Source organism: Clostridium sp. (assembly GCF_051650885.1).
Classification (GTDB): Bacteria; Bacillota; Clostridia; order Clostridiales; family Clostridiaceae; genus Clostridium.
Genome location: NZ_JBOFRG010000037.1, coordinates 1 through 18,990 on the forward strand (window position 1 = coordinate 1; position 18,990 = coordinate 18,990).

The following is an 18,990-nucleotide window of genomic DNA, read 5'->3' on the forward strand; positions in this document are numbered from 1 at the left end:
AGAAGGTTACAGTTTTCAAATATAAGCCTAAGAAAGATTATAGAAGAAAAGCTGGACACAGACAACCTTACACTAAAATCATGATAGAAAAAATCGAAGCATAATCTATGATTAACGCAAAGATTTATTCTAAAAATGAAAACATAATAGGTTTTACTATTGACAGTCATGCCATGCCAGAAGGAAGAGACTTTCAGAGTAACGAACTTCTAGTAGGTGAAGCTTTTGATATGATTTGTAACTCAGTTTCAGTCTTATCACAAAGTGTTATCATAGGTTTAGATAATGTTTTAGAACTTAACTCAACTTATGAGATTGGAGATGGATACCTAAAGCTAGATCTTTCTGATTTTTCATTAGAAGAATTAGAGGCGGCACAAGTTTTACTTAAAACATTTAAGCTTAGCTTAGATAGTGTTGTTATGGGTTTAGACCAGACATTAGGAACTAATAGACGTAGAGAATATATAAATATTAAAACAGAGGAGGTGTAGATATGTTAATAATGAACCTTCAATTATTTGCCCACAAAAAAGGGGTAGGTAGCTCAAAGAACGGTAGAGACTCTGAGTCAAAAAGACTTGGTGTTAAATCAGCAGACGGAGAATTCGTACTTGCTGGAAACATCTTAGTAAGACAAAGAGGAACTAAAATCCACCCAGGAAACAACGTTGGAAAGGGTAAGGATGATACTCTATTCGCTAAGATTGACGGAGTAGTTAGATTCGAAAGAATGGGAAGAGACAAGAAGAAAGCTTCTGTTTATCCTGTTGCAATAGAAATAGCTGAATAATTTTAGTTGTATATAAAAAGCACCCGTAATTCGGGTGCTTTTTTAAATATGCAAAAATAAATTACCATTTCTTTATATCTAAAACCTAATATTATTGATATAATTAAACTAAATTTTATTTTTTGAATAAAATTATAATTTAAGTCTGTGTAATGTTTGAATATTAGATAGATAGGGAATAATAAAAATAGATTTTACATAAGGATAGGTGAGTATATGTTTATAGATAAGGCCAAGATATTCGTAAGATCTGGTAAAGGTGGAGACGGTGCTGTTTCTTTCAGAAGAGAAAAGTACGTACCACTTGGAGGACCAGATGGAGGAGATGGAGGTAAAGGTGGAAGCGTTATATTAAAAGTTGACACTGGAATCACAACTCTTATGGATTTCAAATATAAGAGAAAATTCGTAGCAGAAGAAGGTCAAAGAGGTGGCGAATCTAAATGCTATGGAAGAGATGGAAAAAGCTTAATTATTACAGTACCAATGGGAACTATAGTAAGAGAAGCAGAAAGTAATAAAATAGTTTGTGACCTTTCAGAAAAGGATGACGAATTTGTATTACTTAAAGGTGGAAAAGGTGGAAAAGGAAATGTTAAGTTCTGTACACCTACAAGACAGGCACCACACTTTGCAGAGCCAGGAATGCCAGGAGAAGAAATGAATGTAGTTCTTGAGTTAAAGCTTTTAGCTGACGTAGGATTATTAGGTTTCCCGAACGTAGGAAAATCAACATTCTTATCAATGACAACAAAGGCAAAACCAAAGATAGCTAACTATCACTTTACAACACTTAAACCAAACTTAGGAGTTGTTGCTGCAGACGGTGTTGAACCTTTTGTTATGGCAGATATTCCAGGAATCATTGAAGGTGCTAGTGAAGGTGTAGGACTTGGACTTGAGTTCTTAAGACACATCGAAAGAACAAGACTTTTAATACACGTAGTTGATATGTCAGGTCTTGAAGGAAGAGATCCATTTGAAGACTTCGTTAAAATAAATGAAGAGCTTAAAAGATATGCTATAAAATTAGTGGATAGACCACAAATAGTTGTAGCAAACAAAATGGACCTTGTATATGATGAAGAAGTATTTGAAGAATTCAAGAGAAAAGTTAATGAATTAGGATATGAAAATGTATTTAAAATGTCAGCAGCAACAAGAGATAATGTTGATGCAGTAATAAAAGAAGCAGCTAGAATGCTTAAAAATATCCCAATTACAACTCTTGAAATATCAGATGAAGAAAGATATATTCCAGAAGAAAAAAGATTTACTTATGAAATCAGAATTGAAAAAGGTGAAGATGATAACAACATTTACTATGTTGAAGGAAGCTTCGTAGATAGACTTTTAAGTGCGGTTAACGTACATGATGCTGATTCATTAAGATACTTCCATAAAGTTCTTAACAACAAAGGTATATTTAACGAGCTTAGAGAACTTGGAATTGAAGATGGAGATATCGTAAGTCTTAATGACTTTGAATTTGAATATTTATTATAATATTAGGAGGCACAATTACATGCTAAAAGGAAAAGAAAGAGCATACTTAAGAAAGCTTGCTCATGGAATTGACCCAATATTCCAAATAGGGAAAAATGGGATAGAAGATAACTTTTTAACACAAATAAGAGAAGCTTTAGAAGCTAGAGAGCTTATTAAAATAAAAGTTTTAGAAAACAGTGGTTTAGATACAAGAGAAGCTTCAGATACTATCTGCAGAGCAGTTAGAGCTGAAGGAATACAATCAATTGGTAATAAAATAGTAATCTATAAAGAGTCTAAAAAGAACCCTAAAATAGAAATACCAAAAAAATAATATGAAAAGTGTAGGGATAATTGGTGGAACCTTTGATCCTATTCATATAGCTCATTTATACATAGCAGATTCTGCTATGGAAGAATTAAAGCTAGATGAAGTTATATTTATACCAAATGGAAACCCTCCTCATAAAGCCTTTAAACAGGTTACTGAGGGGGTTTTAAGGTATGAAATGGTATGTGAAGGTATAAAAGGAATAAAAGGTTTTATAGCATCAGATTATGAAGTAAAGAAAATTACCCCAAGTTACACTTATGAGACTCTGCAAGTTTTTGAAGAAAAAGATGTAGAGTTATTTTTTATAAGTGGGGCTGATTGCCTTATGGAGTTAGAAACTTGGGCAAATGTAGATGAAATATTTAAAGTGGCCAATTTAGTTGTATTTAAAAGACCAGGATTTAAAGAAGAAGATTTAGAAAAACAAAAGAAATATATAGAAGAAAAATATAAGACAAAAATTTTATTTCTAAACTTAAAAGATTTAGATATATCATCAACAGATATTAGAAAAAGAGTAAAAGAAGATAGAAATGTTAAGTTTTTCTTACCAAATGGAGTTTTAGACATAATAGAAAGAGAAAAGCTTTATAAATAGTAAGGGGTGTTATATTGTGGATAAAGAAATTATATACGACTACTTAAAAAATAACTTGAAGGAAAATAGATTTATACACACATTAGGTGTAGCATCAGTCTCTAAAAAGCTTGCAGAAGCTTATGGCGAAGATATAGAAAAAGCAGAACTTGCAGGGCTTTTACATGACATGTGTAAAAATATGCCTAAAGAAGAAATGGCAAAATTAATAGAAGAAAATAATATACAGTTAACATTAAGTGAGAAAAAAACAACAGAGCTTTGGCATAGTATAGTTGCACCTATAATGGCTAAAGAAAAGTTTAATATAAAAGATGAAGAAATATTAAGTGCAATAAGATTTCATACAACAGGAAAAGAAGATATGAGTAAGCTAGATAAAATAATCTATATTGCTGATATGATAGAGCCATCAAGAAGGTTTGATGGAGTAGATGAAATAAGAAAAGAAGTATTAGAAGACTTAGATAAGGGTGTTTTAAAGGGAATGAATCACACAATAAGATTTCTATTAGAAAAAAATGGTATGATTGATGAGAATACAATAAAAGGAAGAAATTATCTTTTAAATGAATTAGATTAAGAATTTATGGGGTGAATGATGGATAAGGACAATAGGGGAAAAAGATTGGAAAGAAAGCTTTCAAAGGAAGAAGAATTAGCTAGAAAAAGGCGTATTGCAAAAAGAAATAGCAATATGAGAAATGGGCAAGGTCAAAAGAGAATTCCAGCAAATGATAGAAGGCGAAGAGTAGATAATTTAACAGAAGAAGAAAGATTAAGAAGAGAGATAGAAAGACAAAGAAGAATATATGAAGAAAATTTAGAGGATGATTCATTATACTCTGAAGAATATAGGCAAGAAAACAGTTATGATGAAAATGATAGCTATAGAGATGATAGAGAAAGAAATATTTCTACAAATGCAAAGAGAAGAGTAAATAAAAAATCACCAAAAAAGAAAAAGGTGAAAAGAAAAATAAACATAAAAACCATATTAAAAATAGGGGCTATAGCCTTACTTTTATTTATAACCTTCAATATATTTAGTGTTATAAAAACTGTATCTAAAATAAGCACAACAGATATGATAGCACCAAAGGTTGTTAGCATGGACAGCACTGTAAATATTTTATTACTTGGAATGGATGTTGGAAACATAAAAGATCCAAAGGATAATTCATCAAAAAGAACAGATACAATAATGGTTTTAAACTTTAACCCAAGCACTAAGAAAGTAAAGCTTGTGTCAATTCCAAGAGATACAATGATAAAAATAAATGGACGTAGATGGAAGATTAATGCTGCATACCCTGTTGGGGGAGAAGAAGAAATTGTAAAGCAAGTAGAAAATCTTTTAAAGATAAATGTAAACTATGTTGCTAATGTAAATTACACTGCATTTAGAGATTTTATAGATGCAATTGGTGGGGTTACAGTAGATATAAAACATAATATGGATTATACAGATAAGAGTCAAAATCTTAGAATTAAATTCAAAAAGGGAACTAGAGAACATTTAGATGGAAAGAAAGCTGAGGAATTCTTCAGATGGAGAAAAAACAATGATGGAACAGGTCTTGCAATGGGAGACTTAGGAAGGATTGAAAATCAACAAGAATTTATGAAAGCAGTAGTAAATAAATGTACAAGTCCTACAATAGTTTTTAGAATTCCAAGTATTTTAAAGGTTGTTGAAAAAAATGTTAAAACTAATATGAGCGGAGGAACAATGCTTAAATATGCAATGAAGCTTATATCAGTAAGTGACTTTGAAATGATAACAGTAAAAGGTACACCAGAAATGTTAGGTGGGCAATCGTATTATGTATTTAGTGAAGAAAAAAATAAATCATTGATACAAAGCTTAAAGAAGGGTGCTGAAACACCACAAGAGTCAAGTAAAAGTGAAAATGCAAATCCTAGTGGAAAGGTATTAAAAGGAAATATAAAGGTTAAAATAATTAATACAACTACAAAAGCAGGGCTTGCAGCAAATTATAAAACTACATTAGATAGAGAAGGATTTAAAGCTGTTGATATTGGAAGTGTTGAAAATAATGTTTCTAAAAAGACGTATGCTTTAGTAAAAAATAAAGAAATAGAAAAAGTAGTTAAAAAAGATTTAGTTGGAATAAATGAATATAAGGTTATGAAAAAGGATTCAGAGTATAGTAACTATGACTTAGTTATAATGCTTGGATTAGACGACGCAAACTAAAGGGAGGATAGGATGAATACTTTAGAGAAAAAGGTAGATAAAAGCTTTGATGGGCTTAAGATAAGAGAATTCTTAAAATCAGAAATGGAGCTTTCATCAAGATTTATAAGAAAAGCATCAATAGAAAAAAGAGTACTAGTAAATGAAAATCCTGTTAAAATGGATTATAAGATAAAAAATGGAGATAACATAAAAGTTATACTTAACAGAAAAGAAACACAGGATATAGAACCAGAAGACATAGAAATTGAAATAGTATATGAAGATAGTAATCTTCTAGTACTAAACAAAAAGCCTTTTATGGTAGTTCATCCTACAAAAAGCTATCAAAGTCATACATTAGCAAATGGTGTAATGAACCATTTTAAAAAGACAAATCAAGACTGTATAGTAAGACTTGCAAACAGGTTAGATATGAACACATCAGGGCTTGTAATAGTAGCTAAAAATCAATTTGCACATATGTCAATTTCAAATGCAATGCAGAAAAATGAAGTAACAAAAAAATATCTAACAGTAGTTCATGGAAATCTTGAAAAAGAAGAAGGAACAATAGATGCACCGATATACAGACAGCCAGAAGTAGATGGAAAAGTACCACTAGAAAGAGTAATAGATGAAAAAGGGCAAAGAAGTATAACACACTACAAGCTAGTTAAAAAGCTTCAAAATGCCTCACTTGTAGAATGTACCCTAGAAACAGGTAGAACACACCAAATAAGAGTGCATATGGCACATCTAGGACATCCTATATATGGGGATACTCTATATGGAATGGGCGAAAGAGAAAAAGACCTTATAGAAAGGCAGGCACTACATGCTTATAGCTTGGAATTTGAAGAGCCAAAGGATAAGAAGAGAGTTAGACTTGAAGCTAAGCTACCTGAAGATATTGAGGGGTTAGTTAAGAAGTTAGAATTAAAAATTGAGAATTAGGGGAATCGCAAGCGATTCTTGGGGGGCTCAAAATTTATCTGGCGATAAATTTTATTGCAAGAAAGGGTTTTAGTTAAGAGGTTAGAGGGAATAGTTAAGAGTTTTATTGGAGCTGCGAGCAGCTCCTTTTTTGATCTACATAACTCTAACTTCTTACTTTTTAACTAAAAAAAACTCGCCTTAAGCGAGTTTTCTCCATAATTCTAAATTCTAAATTTTTAATTTTTCATTACTTAAAGTTATTGAATTTTTGTTTTCTTTTTAAGTTTTCCCAAGTTTTTTTTCTATTTCTTTTGTTTTTCTTTGATAGGAATATTTTGATTATTATAGCTAGTATAACTACTATTACAAACAATATTCCAAAGGCTGTACCTGGGTTGTTTATTGAAAATTCTTTTATTCCTATGAAGGCGTTGTAGTCTCTGTCTATATCACTTACTATGTTTACTTCTCCAAGTGGAACGTTATTTTCTAAAACTGTTGCTTTTGCTATGACTTGGCCTTTTGTTAAGGTTTTAGTTTTTATATCTATTGGTAAGTCGAAGTTTAGTTTTGTTTCGACGTTTTTATCTGTTTTGTTTTTTGTGTATATAACATCATTTTCTAAAGATAGTGGAAGTGAAGTTCCTTTTGTTAGTTCTATTTTTTCGATTACTTCTCCTTTTGAGTAAAGCTTTATGTTTTCTGTGTTGTTGAAGCCGTATTCTAAAAGTGCTGCCATATCTTTGTAGTTTTGATTTTTATCTTCTGCTTTTATGAATGAACCTATAAGTGTACGTCCATTTTTTCTTGCAGCTACTGTGAAAGTATGTCTTGCTGCTATTGTGTATCCACTTTTTCCTGCTATTGCATACTTGTAATAAAGCTTTGAGTTTTTATCGATTAAGTAGTTATGGTTGTTTACTATTCTTTCAAAGCCATCTAAGTTACTTTTTGGAAGTTTTTTAAATGGAATTGTTGAGATTCTTATGAAATCATCATACTTTACAGCTTCTTTCATTATTAATGAAAGGTCATGTGTTGTTGTAAGATGTTTTTCATCTGGTAATCCACTTGGATTTTTGAAGTTTGTTTTAGTGCATCCAAGCTCTGCTGCTTTTTTGTTCATAAGTTCAGCAAACTTTTGCTCTGAACCTGCAATGTGTTCTGCAAGGGCTAAAGCACAGTCATTACCTGATTCAAGCATAAGACCTGTTAAAAGGTCTTCAACTGAAAAAACTTCTCCTTCTTTTAATCCAATAGAACTTCCATCAGCAAAAGGTGGATTTTTCCCTACTTTAACCATGTCATGTAGGTTTGTATTTTCAAGCACAATTAATGCTGTCATTACTTTTGTTGTAGAGGCAGGGAAGTATTGTTTATCTGAATTCTTTGAATAAACTATTTGACCTGTGTCTGCATCTAAGATTAAAGCTGATTCAGCTGAAATTTCTGGTGGCTTGACTTCTTTTGCATATGTAGTTTTTGCAGGAACTATTAGATTAAGAAGCAAAATAGCGCCTAAAATAAAAATTGTATAAAATCTCTTGTCCTTTTTCATTAGAAAATCTCCTTAATATATAAACAGTCTTGACAATATATTAACAGAATATTCACCTAAATTCCATATTTATGTATATTTTTTGTATAAATAATTGGAAGGTTTTGAAATTTGATATTTTTTTAAGATGGTGTAAAATAAGATTATAACTAGATTAAAGAAAGGTTGTGGCTTAGATGATAAAACTAACAAATTACGCAAAAACTGGTGGCTGAGCCGCTAAAATAGAGCCGGGTGCTCTTTCAGATATACTTCAAAGTATTCCTAAAATGGAGGATTCTAATCTTCTAGTAGGAATTGATACTTCAGATGATGGTGCTGTATATAAATTAAGTGATGATATAGCCCTTATTCAAACATTAGACTTTTTCACACCAATAGTTGATGATCCATATACATTTGGTCAGATAGCTGCTGCTAATGCTTTAAGTGATGTTTATGCTATGGGGGGAGACCCTAAGGTAGCATTAAATATAGTTTGTTTCCCAAATTGCTTAGATAAGGCGATTTTAGGAGAAATCTTAAAAGGTGGAGCAGATAAAGTTTTAGAAGCTGGAGCTGTTGTTATAGGAGGACACTCTGTAAAGGATGAAGAGCCTAAATATGGGCTTTCAGTTTCAGGAGTTGTTCATCCAAGTAAGATATTAAAAAACTGTGGTTCTAAAAAGGATGATATCTTAATCCTTACAAAGCCTTTAGGAACAGGAATTATAAATACTGCAAATAAGGCAGAAATAGCATCAAAAGAAGCTATGGATGAAGGAATAAAATGGATGTCTCTTTTAAATAAATATGCAGGGGAAGTTGTACGTAAGTATGATATAACAGCATGTACTGATATTACTGGTTTTGGACTTATGGGACATTTAAATGAAATGGCTGAAGGTTCTGACATGTCTTATGAATTAGATAAGGAAGGGATTCCATATATAAAGGAAGCTAGAGAATATTCTAATATGGGATTACTTCCAGGTGGTGCAGTTAAAAATAAAAATTATATAAAAGATAAATTTATTTTAGAAGATGTTGAAAAATGGACTGAAGATATTTTATTTGATCCACAAACATCAGGAGGTCTTTTAGTTAGTTGCAATAAAGAAACTGCTGAAGAAATGCTAAAAGAATTTAGAGAAAAAGATATAAAAGCATGGATTATTGGAAAATGTATAGAAAAAACTAATGTGAACATAATAGTAAAATAGAAACTCCCTTAGGGAGTTTCTATTTTATATGATAAAAATTAACCCAATAGATTATAAAATTAATAAAAACTTAGAATTTTAAAATAATGAATAAGTTATAATAAACTAGCAAACCTTTAAAAAAATAAGATTGAATGATATAATAGACACAAATTGTTAAAAAATATGAAAATATATGAAACAATTCTTAGGGGGAAATAAAAATGGGTAAAAAGAGAATTTTAAGTCTTATGTTAGGGGCATTAGCGGTTGTATCTTTAATGGGATGCGGAGCTAAGATAGATGATGAGAAGGTTGAAAAAACAAATGTTCAAAGCAGAATGGTTGGAGAAAATGAAAAGGGAGAGAATCTTCAAGGTGAGTGGGCAAATAAAACCTACACATATGAAACTTTTAAGGAAGAAGGAATAAAGCTTTCTGAAAAGGTTAAGAATTTAAGTAAAGAATTTGGTTTAGAAACTAAAGAAGATGAAAAGGTTGAAAACTTAGATGGTATTACTGCAAATGTAAAATCTGTCTATGTAGAAAATGAAAAGCCAGAGGAAAATAAATTAGAAAGTATGAATTTTTCAACAGAGTTCTTAGGAGCATCACAAGAAGGTGGAAAATTTACACTTAAAATATCACTAAAATTCAATGGTGAAGAAGCTATAAAAAGTGGAAAGTTTAATTTAGGTGATACTTCAATAGCTAAATATGCAAGTATATTAACTGGTGAAGAAAATAGAGATTATAAAGACATTAATGAGAAAATTTTAGGCATAATAAAGAGTGATACACCTGATGGAATTGTTGAGGATTCAGTAAATGGTCTTCATGAAGAAATAGCAGTTAGCAAGGAATATTTAGTTTATACCCTAACTACTAAAGAATTTAAATTCGAAGAAGGGGAAAACTCTGGAATATAGCCTATTTAAAATAGGAGGTACTATAAATGAGTAGTATTGAAGAAAATAAAAACCTTAAAAATGATGAAGAAATCATAGAAAAAGAAAAAGAGATGGAACAAAAGATAGTAGAAGAAAACAGAGTTCACACTAGAGAAAAAGAGATTGAAAAGATAAAGGAAGAAACTGAAATTGAAGAAAAGATAGAAGATGAAGAAGAAAAACATTCTAAAGAAAAAAGAATGAAAGAAGAAATAAAAAATGAATTAAGAGAAGAGATTAGAAAAGAAGCTAATGCTATTGATGAAAATCCTTCATTTGGAAAGAGATTATTTGCATCAATTTTAGACCAAGCGATTATCTTTGGTATATCAGCAGTTGTAGTTGTTGTATTTAGCATATTAATAGGAATAGCTGGATATGAAATAGTTAATGGAATGGAAAGTGTGATATTATTAATAGCATACATAGTATTAAACGTACTATACTTCCCAGCACTTGAAGCAAATAAAGGAAGAACAATAGGAAAAAGAATATTAGCAATAAAATAATAGAAATGAGGAAAAAGCTTTATGGCAAGAAGAAGAGGAAAACCTGTAGAAATGGTTGTGAAAATAGAAAAAACTGAGTTTCCATCAGTAGGGGTTTCACAATTTGAAGGAAGAAAAGTAAATGTTAAAAATTGTTTCCCAGGACAAGAAATAAAAGGATTAGTTAAAAGAAAAAGAGAAGGATTTATTGATTTAAAATTTGTAGAAGTTTTAGAAAAAGCACCTTATGAAATAGATGCAAAATGTCCTCACTTTGGAGTGTGTGGTGGATGTTCATCACAAAATTTAACTTACGAAAAGCAGGTAGAACTTTTAAGAGATGAAGTTTTAGAATTATTTAAAAATGCTGAAGTAACAACTGGAGAATATGAAGGAGTTACAGGAAGCACAAAGCAATGGGAATATAGAAATAAGATGGAATTTACATTTGGAGATATGGAAAAGGGAGGAGAGCTTTGCCTTGGAATGCATATGAAAGGAAAAAGCTTTGGAGTGTTAACAGTAGATAGTTGTACTATTATTGATGAAGACTTTAGAAATATCCTTAAGGTAACAGTAGATTTCTTTAAAGATAAGGGATTAGATTATTATAGAATAATGAAAAGAACAGGATTCTTAAGACATCTAGTAATAAGAAAAGCAGAAAACACAGGAGAAATCATGGTAAACCTTGTAACAACAACACAAGAAGACTTTGATTTAAAACCTTGGGCAGAAGCTATACAAAACATAGATTTCAAAGGAAACCTAGTATCAATACTACACACAGAAAATGACTCATTTTCAGATGCAGTAATATGTGATAAATTAAACCTATTATATGGAAGAGACTATATAATAGAAGACCTTTTAGGACTAAAATTTAAAATATCACCATTCTCATTCTTCCAAACAAATACAAAAGGTGCAGAAAGCCTATATAGCATAGTAAGAGAATATATAGGAAACTCAGATGATAAGGTAGTATTTGACCTATACTGTGGAACAGGAACAATAGGGCAAATAGTAGCACCAAAAGCAAGTAAAGTTGTAGGGATAGAATTAATAGAAGAAGCAGTAGAAGCTGCAAAAGAAAATGCAAAACTAAACGGATTAGAAAACTGCACATTCATAGCAGGAGACGTGGCAGAAACAATAACAAAAGTAACAGAAAAGCCAGACATCATAATCCTAGACCCACCAAGAAGTGGAGTACATCCAAAAGCAATGAAATACGTAATAAAATTCAAAGCAAAAGAAATAATCTACGTATCGTGCAACCCTAAAACACTAGTAACAGACCTAAAGGTACTAGAAGAAGCAGGGTATGAAATACAAAAAACAAGAGTTAAAGACATGTTTCCAAACACACCACATGGCGAAGTCGTTACGAAGCTTATAAAGAAATTGTAGTATCCCAAAATAGTTTAACTTTTCCGAAAAAATAATGACTATTCTGAAGAAAGTTTAACTTTAACAACGTTAAAGTTAAACAAATTCAAGGGAAGTTAGAGGAAATAAAATCAGAATAAATACAGGAGCAATCGTTGAGTTTTCAATGGTTGCTTCTTTTTTTATACCCTTAAATCTGTAATGAGAAAGCATTACGCTCAGTTAAACATTCTTCGGAATCCGAAAAAACAATGACTAAATAAGTGGTATTAGATACGACTATTTTAAAGGGAATTTAGCAGTCAAACTTTTGTCGGAAAAATTTAAGAATGGCTTGCTTAGACGGTTAGAGCTGGGGAAGAAAAGTCAGAGTTTTTTGGGAGAGTACAAGACCAAAGGAATGAACCTACTGCGGAGGTGGTTGTTAAACTTATAAAAAGATTATAAAATTTTTAAAAACCCAATTCAGATTTAGAGCTGAATTGGGTTTAATTATTTCTTTTTTTATAAATATAAATCAAGTTTTTTGAAATTATAGATAAGATAATCATTGGCACTGGAAGCAATACTGTTAATATCGCGTCATTTGGCAAATTACTAAAAGCACATCGATTATGGTATTGATCATAAAGTATTATTATTAAACTAATCATATTAATAATTCCAAACAATGTAGTCATTCGCACATTATCTTTATATAAAAAGAATAAAGACAGTATGATTGAGAATATGATTGCTACGAAAGCTACCATAACTATAAAATATATATTTCCACTTCCAAATGACGATAACACAAGTAACTCACCAACAAATGGATTTATCCATAGAACTGCTAGTATTAATTTAAGACTTATCATTATTATATTTTTAAAAATTTTAAGCAACTAAAATTTCCCCCCATTATCATATATTTTTCTTTTTTATACTATATCCATTTTAAAATTGAAACAATAATTACCATTGATTGTTAATGGAATGTTGTCAATTAATAAACAATAAAATGGTAAAATATTTATAAAGAAAAGTAAGGAATTAAAGGTGGAGAGAATGATCTTATATATGGCTCTAAGAAATAAAGGTGAAAATGGAACAATATATAATTTTGGAGTTGACAAGAAATGTTTAGATGGTAAATTCAAAATAGATTTAAAGGATTTAAATAATTCTAAAATAATTAAGTCATCTGATTCAATAGGTGATAGGATGGCTATGAAAGGTTTAATTAAATTAATAAAGAATATAGAGAATAACGATATAAAAGATTTTGAATGTTTTCAAAGTTGAATCTATTTACTTGGATAAAGAATGAATATTTTGGTGTTAGTTGTTACATAAGTATTTTTGATTATTAGAATAAGAAAGCGGATTCAATGAATAAAAAGTTATATATGATTCAAGATGATAATTGTCCAAAAGTTGGTGAAGTTAAGTTAACATATGAAGAAATAAAAGAAGTGGATATGGCTTGTTCTAAAATATGATTAATTGATTAATGTTTAATCAAAAGGATTACTAAGTTTAAATGTGATTTTAATAGTATGTTTTGATATAAACATTTATTCTTTCAATAAGATAATTTAAAAGTATTTTATTAAGTAGAGATTTTTGTGGATGGAATAGTCTTGCCATATTAGGCAAATATATTCAAATTCTCACTCATTTTAAGTTTTTTAAAATTGCATCTAAAATAAGTTTTTTAGATGCAATTTTTATATAAATTCATATTAATGTAAAGTCATAAAAATTATTTAGTGTCATAAAATCCATAGATGACAGATGAATGTAATCTTATGCAAATAAATATATTATATAATATTTTGAAGAAAAATAAATAATTAGAAAGAAAGTATGTTTAGATATTTTAAACTAATATTAAATTTTATTTTTCGAAAAATTGAGAATAAAATTTGAAAATAATAGGCAAACTACCTCTGATAATAAAATGAAAGAGGTGAATAGGATGCATTATTATATAACTAGGGGAGATCAAGATAATATAGATAAATCTATTTTAAATCCAATAAACAATAAAGTTTTTGGAAATGAAAAAAAAGATAACATGTATGGATGGGCAATATCAAGAGGGTCAAAGAAAAATATTAAATACTCAAAAGAGATGAGGGAAAATGATAAAATAATAATATGTCCTAATGGAAAGTTTAATAGTGTGTATATAGGAACTATTAAAGGGGTTGAAGAAAGCGAGAAGATTCCGGAGTCGATTTGGGGAAATAGAGGAAAAGCTAAGTATGATTTTATGATATATATTAAAGAGATTGAGATAATTAATATAAAGGGAGAGGAGTTCTTTGAAATATTAGAATATAAACAGATTCAAGGAATACAAGAACTGAGGAACGATAGGCAAAAAATGATTCAAAAAATACTTAATAGTGAAAAGTTAGAACTTGAAATTATTGAGAAGAAAAATAAGATAATTAAAGATAATATAATTAAATATTGGGAAAGTGAAGAATCATTAGGGGAATGGGATGAGAATCTAAAGCAAAAATCTAAACAAAAAAGTCTGAAAAAATCAAAAAACAAAAAAGGTAGAAAGATTATGAGTTCAGAAAGCAAACAAAAAATTGGTTTAACTGGGGAACGTATAGCAAATAAATTTATAAAAATAAATAAAAAAGAAATATTAATTAAAATTGGAGAATGTGATAATAATGAAAATGAAATAGAAGTTAATTGGTTTAATGAAGATGTTGAAGTAGATGGATATAGCGTAGATAAGGATAAGTCTATTGGGAAAGGGTATGACATAAATTTAGTAAGTGGAAGCTTAAATGTGAAATTTGAAATTAAAAGTAGTTATGAAGGAAAAGTGGGTGAGATAACATTAAGTAAAAATGAACTTATTGAAATGAAGCAAACTTTAAATCAAAAGAATGAAAGATATTGTATAATGCTAGTTAGTAACTTGAAAGGAACTCCTAAAATAGCTATTATAGATAATTTTTCAAAAGAATTTACAATAGAATATTGTAAAATAGCGAGTAAACACAGTATATACATAAATGAAATTGACAATAAATACATATTTTAACAATTGTAAATTAAAATATGTATTTTATTCTAAAATACAAAGAAAAAGTAAAAAAATAAAACTATATAAGAATTATATGGATGAATGATTAATAAAGTACTACTAATAACAATATATGAAATGAGGAATATATGAAAATTAAAGATTCAGCATTAAATTGGTGTGGTGGAAAAGGTGGTACTAAACATAGAAAATTATTAGAAAAAATATTAGAAATAATAGATAGGAGTGAATGTAAAGTTTGTGTAGATGTTTTTGGAGGGAGTGGAATAGTAAGTCTTAATATAAAGGGTAAAATAGTAAAGTATAATGATTTAAGTAGGGACCTACATAATTTTTTTGAGGTTCTTAAAGATGAAAAGTTGAATGTAAAATTATTAGAAAAATTAAATTATACATTATATAGTGAGCCTCAATATTACGAGTATATGTCAAAAATACATGGGACAAAGATAGAAAAGAAAGAGATACCTAACTTAGAAAGGGCGGTAGAGTTCTTCGTTGTTGTGAAACAATCAGTAAATGGGATTGGGGCGACTCAGAAAAGTGGATTTAAAAGATCGACTACAAAAATACGAAGATATATGGGACAAGCTGTAAGTGCATGGAGAACAAATGTAAATAAAAATTTACCGGAAATGATAGAAAATTTTTCTAATATAGAAGTATATGGGGATGATTTTCGAAGATGCATAGAGAGGTTTGATAGTGGAGATACTATATTTTATATGGATCCACCATATGTTTTAGAAACAAGAGCACAAAAAAAAATTTATGAACATGAATTGAATGATGATGATCATAGAGAACTCGTGGAACTACTATTAAAAATAAAAGGACAAGTTATTTTAAGTGGGTATGATAATTTTATTTACGAGAAACTTGAAAAAAATGGGTGGAGTAAATTAGTGTATGAAGAAGGGATTCAAATGGGAAATGAAGCTGGCAAAGAAATTATATGGACTAATATAAAAGAGGTTTAATTTTGAATAGATGTGTAAATAATAGAAAAGCTAAGTCGAATAACTTGGCTTTTTTCTTGTTGTATATGTTAAAAACATATAAAATAGAAATATAATAGCTAAGGATAGAGGAGAGATAAGAATGATTACAGGTGAATTAAGAAGTAAGGTAGATAAGATATGGGAAACGTTTTGGACTGGTGGTATTACAAATCCATTGGAGGTAATAGAACAGTTTACATATCTTTTATTTATAAAAGGTTTAGATGAAATAGAGACTACTAAGGAAGCGGAGGCTGAGATTTTAGGGATTGATTTTGATAGAACTTTTCCTGAGGATAAACAGCATTTAAGATGGTCAAAGTTTTCTAATGAAGGAGATACAGAAAAGATGTATCTTATAGTTCAAAATGAAGTTTTTCCATTTATAAAGAATTTACATGGTGATAAGGAATCAGCTTATGCAAAGTATATGGGGGATGCAATATTTAAAATACCTACTCCTTTAATGCTTTCTAAAATAGTTGATGGAATTAATAATATAAAATTTGATAAGGAAAATGATACAAAGGGAGACCTTTATGAATATCTTTTATCAAAGGTTGCTACAGCAGGTACTAATGGTCAGTTTAGAACACCAAGACATATTATTGATATGATAGTAAACCTAATGAAGCCAACTCCAGAAGATATTATAGTTGACCCAGCAGCAGGTTCAGCAGGATTCCTAGTTTCAGCACAGGAATATTTAAGAAAAAACCATAGTGATTTATTCCTAGTTCAAGGTTTAAAAAATCACTTTAACAATAATATGTTCTATGGATTTGATATGGATAGAACAATGCTTAGAATTGGAGCAATGAACATGATGCTTCATGGTGTTGATAATCCTAATATAGAATATAAAGACTCATTATCAGAAGCAAATGAAGATAAAGAAAAATTCACACTAGTACTTGCTAACCCTCCATTTAAAGGAAGCTTGGACTATGAAGCTGTATCAGCAGACCTTCTAAAAATAACAAAAACAAAGAAAACAGAATTATTATTCTTAGCATTATTCCTAAGAACACTAAAAACAGGAGGAAGATGTGCTTCAATAGTACCAGATGGAGTTTTATTTGGTTCAACAGGTGGACATAAATCAATAAGAAAAGAAATAGTAGAAAACCATAAACTAGAAGCAATAATAAGTATGCCAAGTGGAGTATTCAAACCATATGCAGGAGTATCAACAGCAATAATGATATTCACAAAAACAGGTACAGGTGGAACAGACAAAGTATGGTTCTACGACATGAAAGCAGATGGATTCTCACTAGACGATAAAAGAAATGAAATAGAAGAAAATGATATTAAAGATATAATAGAAAGATTCATAAACCTTGAAAAAGAAGAAGACAGAAAAAGAACAGAACAAAGCTTCTTCGTAACAAAAGAAGAAATAGTAGAAAATGCCTATGACCTTTCAATAAATAAATACAAAGAAATAGTATATGAAGAAGTAAAATATGATGTACCAGAAGTTATACTTGGAAGAATAAAAAATCTTGAAAGTGAAATAACACAAGGCTTAGAAGAATTAGAAAGAATGATTGAGGTGTAGGAGATGGGGGATATATATAAAGAAATAAGAGAATTACCTATATTAGTTTCTGATGGGAATTACTCTTCAAAATATCCAAGAGCAGATGAATTTGTAGAGACAGGCGTAGCTTTTATAAGAGCTAATAATTTGAAATTTAATACAATTATAGATGAGGATATGAAGTATATTTCAAAAGAAAAACATAATACTTTAATAAAAGGACAGTTGAAAAATCAAGATATTTTAATAACAGTTAGAGGAGAATTGGGGAAAGTTGGAATGGTGCCTAAAGAATTTGAGGGATGTAATATAAACGCTCAATTAGCCCTTTTAAGAGTTGTAGATAAAACACTTAATCCTAAATATATATTATATGCTTTTAAAGACTCAAATGTTATTGATCAAATCATTAGGAATCAAACTGGAACTACTTTAAAACAATTACCAATTAATAAGTTGAAAAATATAAAGTTGTTGATTCAAAATAAAAATAGACAGGATAAAATAGTTAATATTTTAGATAAATCTCAAAGTCAGATAGATAAAAGAAAAGAACAAATAAACCTTTTAGATGAACTTGTTAAATCAAAATTTATCGAGATGTTTGGAGACCCAATTAATAACCCAATGAAATGGGAAGTTAAGAAGATGAAAGATATTTCAATAAATATAATGAGTGGAAATACACCTAAAGGTGGAGAACAAGTTTATGTTGATAGTGGAATTATGTTTTTAAGAAGTCAAAATGTCTGGAAGAATAAATTGTTATTAGATGATGTAGCTTATATAGATCAAGATACACACAATAAAATGAAAAAAAGTAGTTTAAAGAATAAAGATATATTAATGACTAAGACTGGTAGAATAAATACAGAAAATAGTAGTTTGGGTAGAGCAGCTATGTTCTTGGGTGAAGATGATAGTGCAAACGTTAATGGACACGTATATTTAATAAGGCTTCAGGATCAAGTAATTAATGAGTTTGTATTATATATTTTAACAAGTAAAGAGTATAGAGGGTATATTAGAAGTGTATGTGTTGGTGGAATTGATAAAAGACAGCTTAATAAAGACCATCTTGAAGGGTTTCCAATTATATATCCACCTATAGAAATGCAAGAAAAGTTCGTAAGCTATGTTAAACAGGTAGATAAATTGAAATTTAAAATGGAAGAAAGTTTGAAAGAGTTAGAGGATAACTTTGAATGTTTAATGCAGAAGGCTTTTAAGGGAGAATTGTTTAATTAAAGTATAGAATTAAGGTGATTTTAATTTAAAGTTGGTGGGAATAGGAGTAAAAATAAATAGGTTTTTGGTTCATTTGCTTTTGGTTATTTTTTCACAAACCCCCGGGCAAGCGGACTAGCTGAGAGCTGTTCCGTGCCACGGGGGTTGGATTTTAGTTTTTAGTTTAATTTTTATTTTTGTGTATCGGATAGCAGTGCGGACTGAAAATCTGTTGTT

General features: G+C 29.6%; 20 protein-coding genes. 18 read left to right on the forward strand and 2 right to left on the reverse strand.

Going from position 1 to position 18,990, the window contains the following annotated elements; translation table 11 throughout:
* From ACRC28_RS01260 to ACRC28_RS01300, 9 genes are all read left to right on the forward strand, one after another.
* Window positions 1–104: bL21 family ribosomal protein (locus ACRC28_RS01260; protein ID WP_438541669.1), on the forward strand; the 104-nt coding region annotated here is incomplete at its 5' end.
* 3 nt (window positions 105–107) lie between these two features.
* Window positions 108–494, forward strand: a complete 387-nt coding sequence (locus ACRC28_RS01265) for a ribosomal-processing cysteine protease Prp (protein ID WP_438541640.1) — start codon at window positions 108–110, stop codon at window positions 492–494.
* 2 nt (window positions 495–496) lie between these two features.
* The gene (gene rpmA, locus ACRC28_RS01270) at window positions 497–793 is read left to right on the forward strand and encodes a 50S ribosomal protein L27 (RefSeq protein ID WP_438541641.1); all 297 of its coding nucleotides are present in this window, start codon (window positions 497–499) and stop codon (window positions 791–793) included.
* Between the two features lie 216 nt (window positions 794–1,009).
* Window positions 1,010–2,299, forward strand: coding sequence for a GTPase ObgE (gene obgE / locus ACRC28_RS01275; protein ID WP_438541642.1), 1,290 nt, complete (start codon window positions 1,010–1,012; stop codon window positions 2,297–2,299).
* Window positions 2,300–2,318: 19 nt separating this feature from the next.
* Complete coding sequence (gene yhbY, locus ACRC28_RS01280) at window positions 2,319–2,615, forward strand: ribosome assembly RNA-binding protein YhbY (RefSeq protein WP_438541643.1); 297 nt, start codon at window positions 2,319–2,321, stop codon at window positions 2,613–2,615.
* Between the two features lies 1 nt (window position 2,616).
* Complete coding sequence (gene nadD / locus ACRC28_RS01285; RefSeq protein WP_438541644.1) at window positions 2,617–3,213, forward strand: nicotinate-nucleotide adenylyltransferase; 597 nt, start codon at window positions 2,617–2,619, stop codon at window positions 3,211–3,213.
* Window positions 3,214–3,226: 13 nt separating this feature from the next.
* Window positions 3,227–3,796, forward strand: a complete 570-nt coding sequence (yqeK, locus tag ACRC28_RS01290) for a bis(5'-nucleosyl)-tetraphosphatase (symmetrical) YqeK (RefSeq protein WP_438541670.1) — start codon at window positions 3,227–3,229, stop codon at window positions 3,794–3,796.
* 45 nt (window positions 3,797–3,841) lie between these two features.
* Window positions 3,842–5,434, forward strand: a complete 1,593-nt coding sequence (locus ACRC28_RS01295; RefSeq protein ID WP_438541645.1) for an LCP family protein — start codon at window positions 3,842–3,844, stop codon at window positions 5,432–5,434.
* 12 nt (window positions 5,435–5,446) lie between these two features.
* A complete protein-coding gene (locus tag ACRC28_RS01300; RefSeq protein ID WP_438541646.1) occupies window positions 5,447–6,370 on the forward strand; it encodes an RluA family pseudouridine synthase in 924 nt (307 codons plus the stop codon).
* 229 nt (window positions 6,371–6,599) lie between these two features.
* On the opposite strand, the gene ACRC28_RS01305 is transcribed toward ACRC28_RS01300, so the two are convergent.
* Window positions 6,600–7,910 carry a D-alanyl-D-alanine carboxypeptidase family protein gene (locus tag ACRC28_RS01305; RefSeq protein ID WP_438541647.1) on the reverse strand — a complete coding sequence of 437 codons (1,311 nt, stop codon included), beginning with the start codon at window positions 7,908–7,910 and terminating at the stop codon, window positions 6,600–6,602.
* Window positions 7,911–8,086: 176 nt separating this feature from the next.
* Here ACRC28_RS01305 and selD point away from each other — a divergent pair, with 176 nt between their 5' ends.
* The 4 genes from selD (at window position 8,087) to rlmD (ending at window position 11,942) form a co-directional block, all read left to right on the forward strand.
* The gene (gene selD, locus ACRC28_RS01310; protein WP_438541648.1) at window positions 8,087–9,112 is read left to right on the forward strand and encodes a selenide, water dikinase SelD; all 1,026 of its coding nucleotides are present in this window, start codon (window positions 8,087–8,089) and stop codon (window positions 9,110–9,112) included.
* Window positions 9,113–9,315: 203 nt separating this feature from the next.
* Window positions 9,316–10,020: a hypothetical protein gene (locus ACRC28_RS01315; RefSeq protein WP_438541649.1), complete on the forward strand. Its 705-nt coding sequence runs from the start codon at window positions 9,316–9,318 to the stop codon at window positions 10,018–10,020.
* Between the two features lie 26 nt (window positions 10,021–10,046).
* On the forward strand, window positions 10,047–10,550 hold the full coding sequence (locus tag ACRC28_RS01320) for an RDD family protein (protein ID WP_438541650.1): 504 nt from the start codon (window positions 10,047–10,049) through the stop codon (window positions 10,548–10,550).
* Window positions 10,551–10,571: 21 nt separating this feature from the next.
* Window positions 10,572–11,942, forward strand: coding sequence for a 23S rRNA (uracil(1939)-C(5))-methyltransferase RlmD (gene rlmD, locus ACRC28_RS01325; RefSeq protein ID WP_438541651.1), 1,371 nt, complete (start codon window positions 10,572–10,574; stop codon window positions 11,940–11,942).
* A gap of 467 nt (window positions 11,943–12,409) precedes the next feature.
* On the opposite strand, the gene ACRC28_RS01330 is transcribed toward rlmD, so the two are convergent.
* Window positions 12,410–12,805: a hypothetical protein gene (locus ACRC28_RS01330; RefSeq protein ID WP_438541652.1), complete on the reverse strand. Its 396-nt coding sequence runs from the start codon at window positions 12,803–12,805 to the stop codon at window positions 12,410–12,412.
* A 163-nt stretch (window positions 12,806–12,968) separates the two neighbouring features.
* Here ACRC28_RS01330 and ACRC28_RS01335 point away from each other — a divergent pair, with 163 nt between their 5' ends.
* The 5 genes from ACRC28_RS01335 to ACRC28_RS01355 all read left to right on the forward strand — a co-directional run bounded on the left by ACRC28_RS01335 (window position 12,969) and on the right by ACRC28_RS01355 (window position 18,774).
* Window positions 12,969–13,205, forward strand: coding sequence for a hypothetical protein (locus ACRC28_RS01335; RefSeq protein WP_438541653.1), 237 nt, complete (start codon window positions 12,969–12,971; stop codon window positions 13,203–13,205).
* A 676-nt stretch (window positions 13,206–13,881) separates the two neighbouring features.
* Window positions 13,882–14,976: a protein NO VEIN domain-containing protein gene (locus tag ACRC28_RS01340; protein ID WP_438541654.1), complete on the forward strand. Its 1,095-nt coding sequence runs from the start codon at window positions 13,882–13,884 to the stop codon at window positions 14,974–14,976.
* Window positions 14,977–15,107: 131 nt separating this feature from the next.
* A complete protein-coding gene (locus tag ACRC28_RS01345) occupies window positions 15,108–15,959 on the forward strand; it encodes a DNA adenine methylase (protein WP_438541655.1) in 852 nt (283 codons plus the stop codon).
* Between the two features lie 121 nt (window positions 15,960–16,080).
* The gene (locus ACRC28_RS01350; RefSeq protein ID WP_438541656.1) at window positions 16,081–17,544 is read left to right on the forward strand and encodes a type I restriction-modification system subunit M; all 1,464 of its coding nucleotides are present in this window, start codon (window positions 16,081–16,083) and stop codon (window positions 17,542–17,544) included.
* 3 nt (window positions 17,545–17,547) lie between these two features.
* Entirely contained in the window at window positions 17,548–18,774 is a 1,227-nt protein-coding gene (locus ACRC28_RS01355; protein ID WP_438541657.1) for a restriction endonuclease subunit S, read from the forward strand.
* The last annotated feature ends 216 nt before the right edge of the window (window positions 18,775–18,990 follow it).

Coding starts and splice junctions, on each gene's coding strand:
- yhbY (WP_438541643.1), top strand. CDS start 2,319: ATGCTAAAAGGAAAAGAAAGAGCATACTTAAGAAAGCTTGCTCATGGA.
- rlmD (WP_438541651.1), top strand. CDS start 10,572: ATGGCAAGAAGAAGAGGAAAACCTGTAGAAATGGTTGTGAAAATAGAA.
- nadD (WP_438541644.1), top strand. CDS start 2,617: ATGAAAAGTGTAGGGATAATTGGTGGAACCTTTGATCCTATTCATATA.
- ACRC28_RS01355 (WP_438541657.1), top strand. CDS start 17,548: ATGGGGGATATATATAAAGAAATAAGAGAATTACCTATATTAGTTTCT.
- ACRC28_RS01265 (WP_438541640.1), top strand. CDS start 108: ATGATTAACGCAAAGATTTATTCTAAAAATGAAAACATAATAGGTTTT.
- ACRC28_RS01350 (WP_438541656.1), top strand. CDS start 16,081: ATGATTACAGGTGAATTAAGAAGTAAGGTAGATAAGATATGGGAAACG.
- ACRC28_RS01315 (WP_438541649.1), top strand. CDS start 9,316: ATGGGTAAAAAGAGAATTTTAAGTCTTATGTTAGGGGCATTAGCGGTT.
- ACRC28_RS01335 (WP_438541653.1), top strand. CDS start 12,969: ATGATCTTATATATGGCTCTAAGAAATAAAGGTGAAAATGGAACAATA.
- rpmA (WP_438541641.1), top strand. CDS start 497: ATGTTAATAATGAACCTTCAATTATTTGCCCACAAAAAAGGGGTAGGT.
- ACRC28_RS01300 (WP_438541646.1), top strand. CDS start 5,447: ATGAATACTTTAGAGAAAAAGGTAGATAAAAGCTTTGATGGGCTTAAG.
- ACRC28_RS01340 (WP_438541654.1), top strand. CDS start 13,882: ATGCATTATTATATAACTAGGGGAGATCAAGATAATATAGATAAATCT.
- ACRC28_RS01305 (WP_438541647.1), bottom strand. CDS start 7,910: ATGAAAAAGGACAAGAGATTTTATACAATTTTTATTTTAGGCGCTATT.
- ACRC28_RS01320 (WP_438541650.1), top strand. CDS start 10,047: ATGAGTAGTATTGAAGAAAATAAAAACCTTAAAAATGATGAAGAAATC.
- obgE (WP_438541642.1), top strand. CDS start 1,010: ATGTTTATAGATAAGGCCAAGATATTCGTAAGATCTGGTAAAGGTGGA.
- ACRC28_RS01345 (WP_438541655.1), top strand. CDS start 15,108: ATGAAAATTAAAGATTCAGCATTAAATTGGTGTGGTGGAAAAGGTGGT.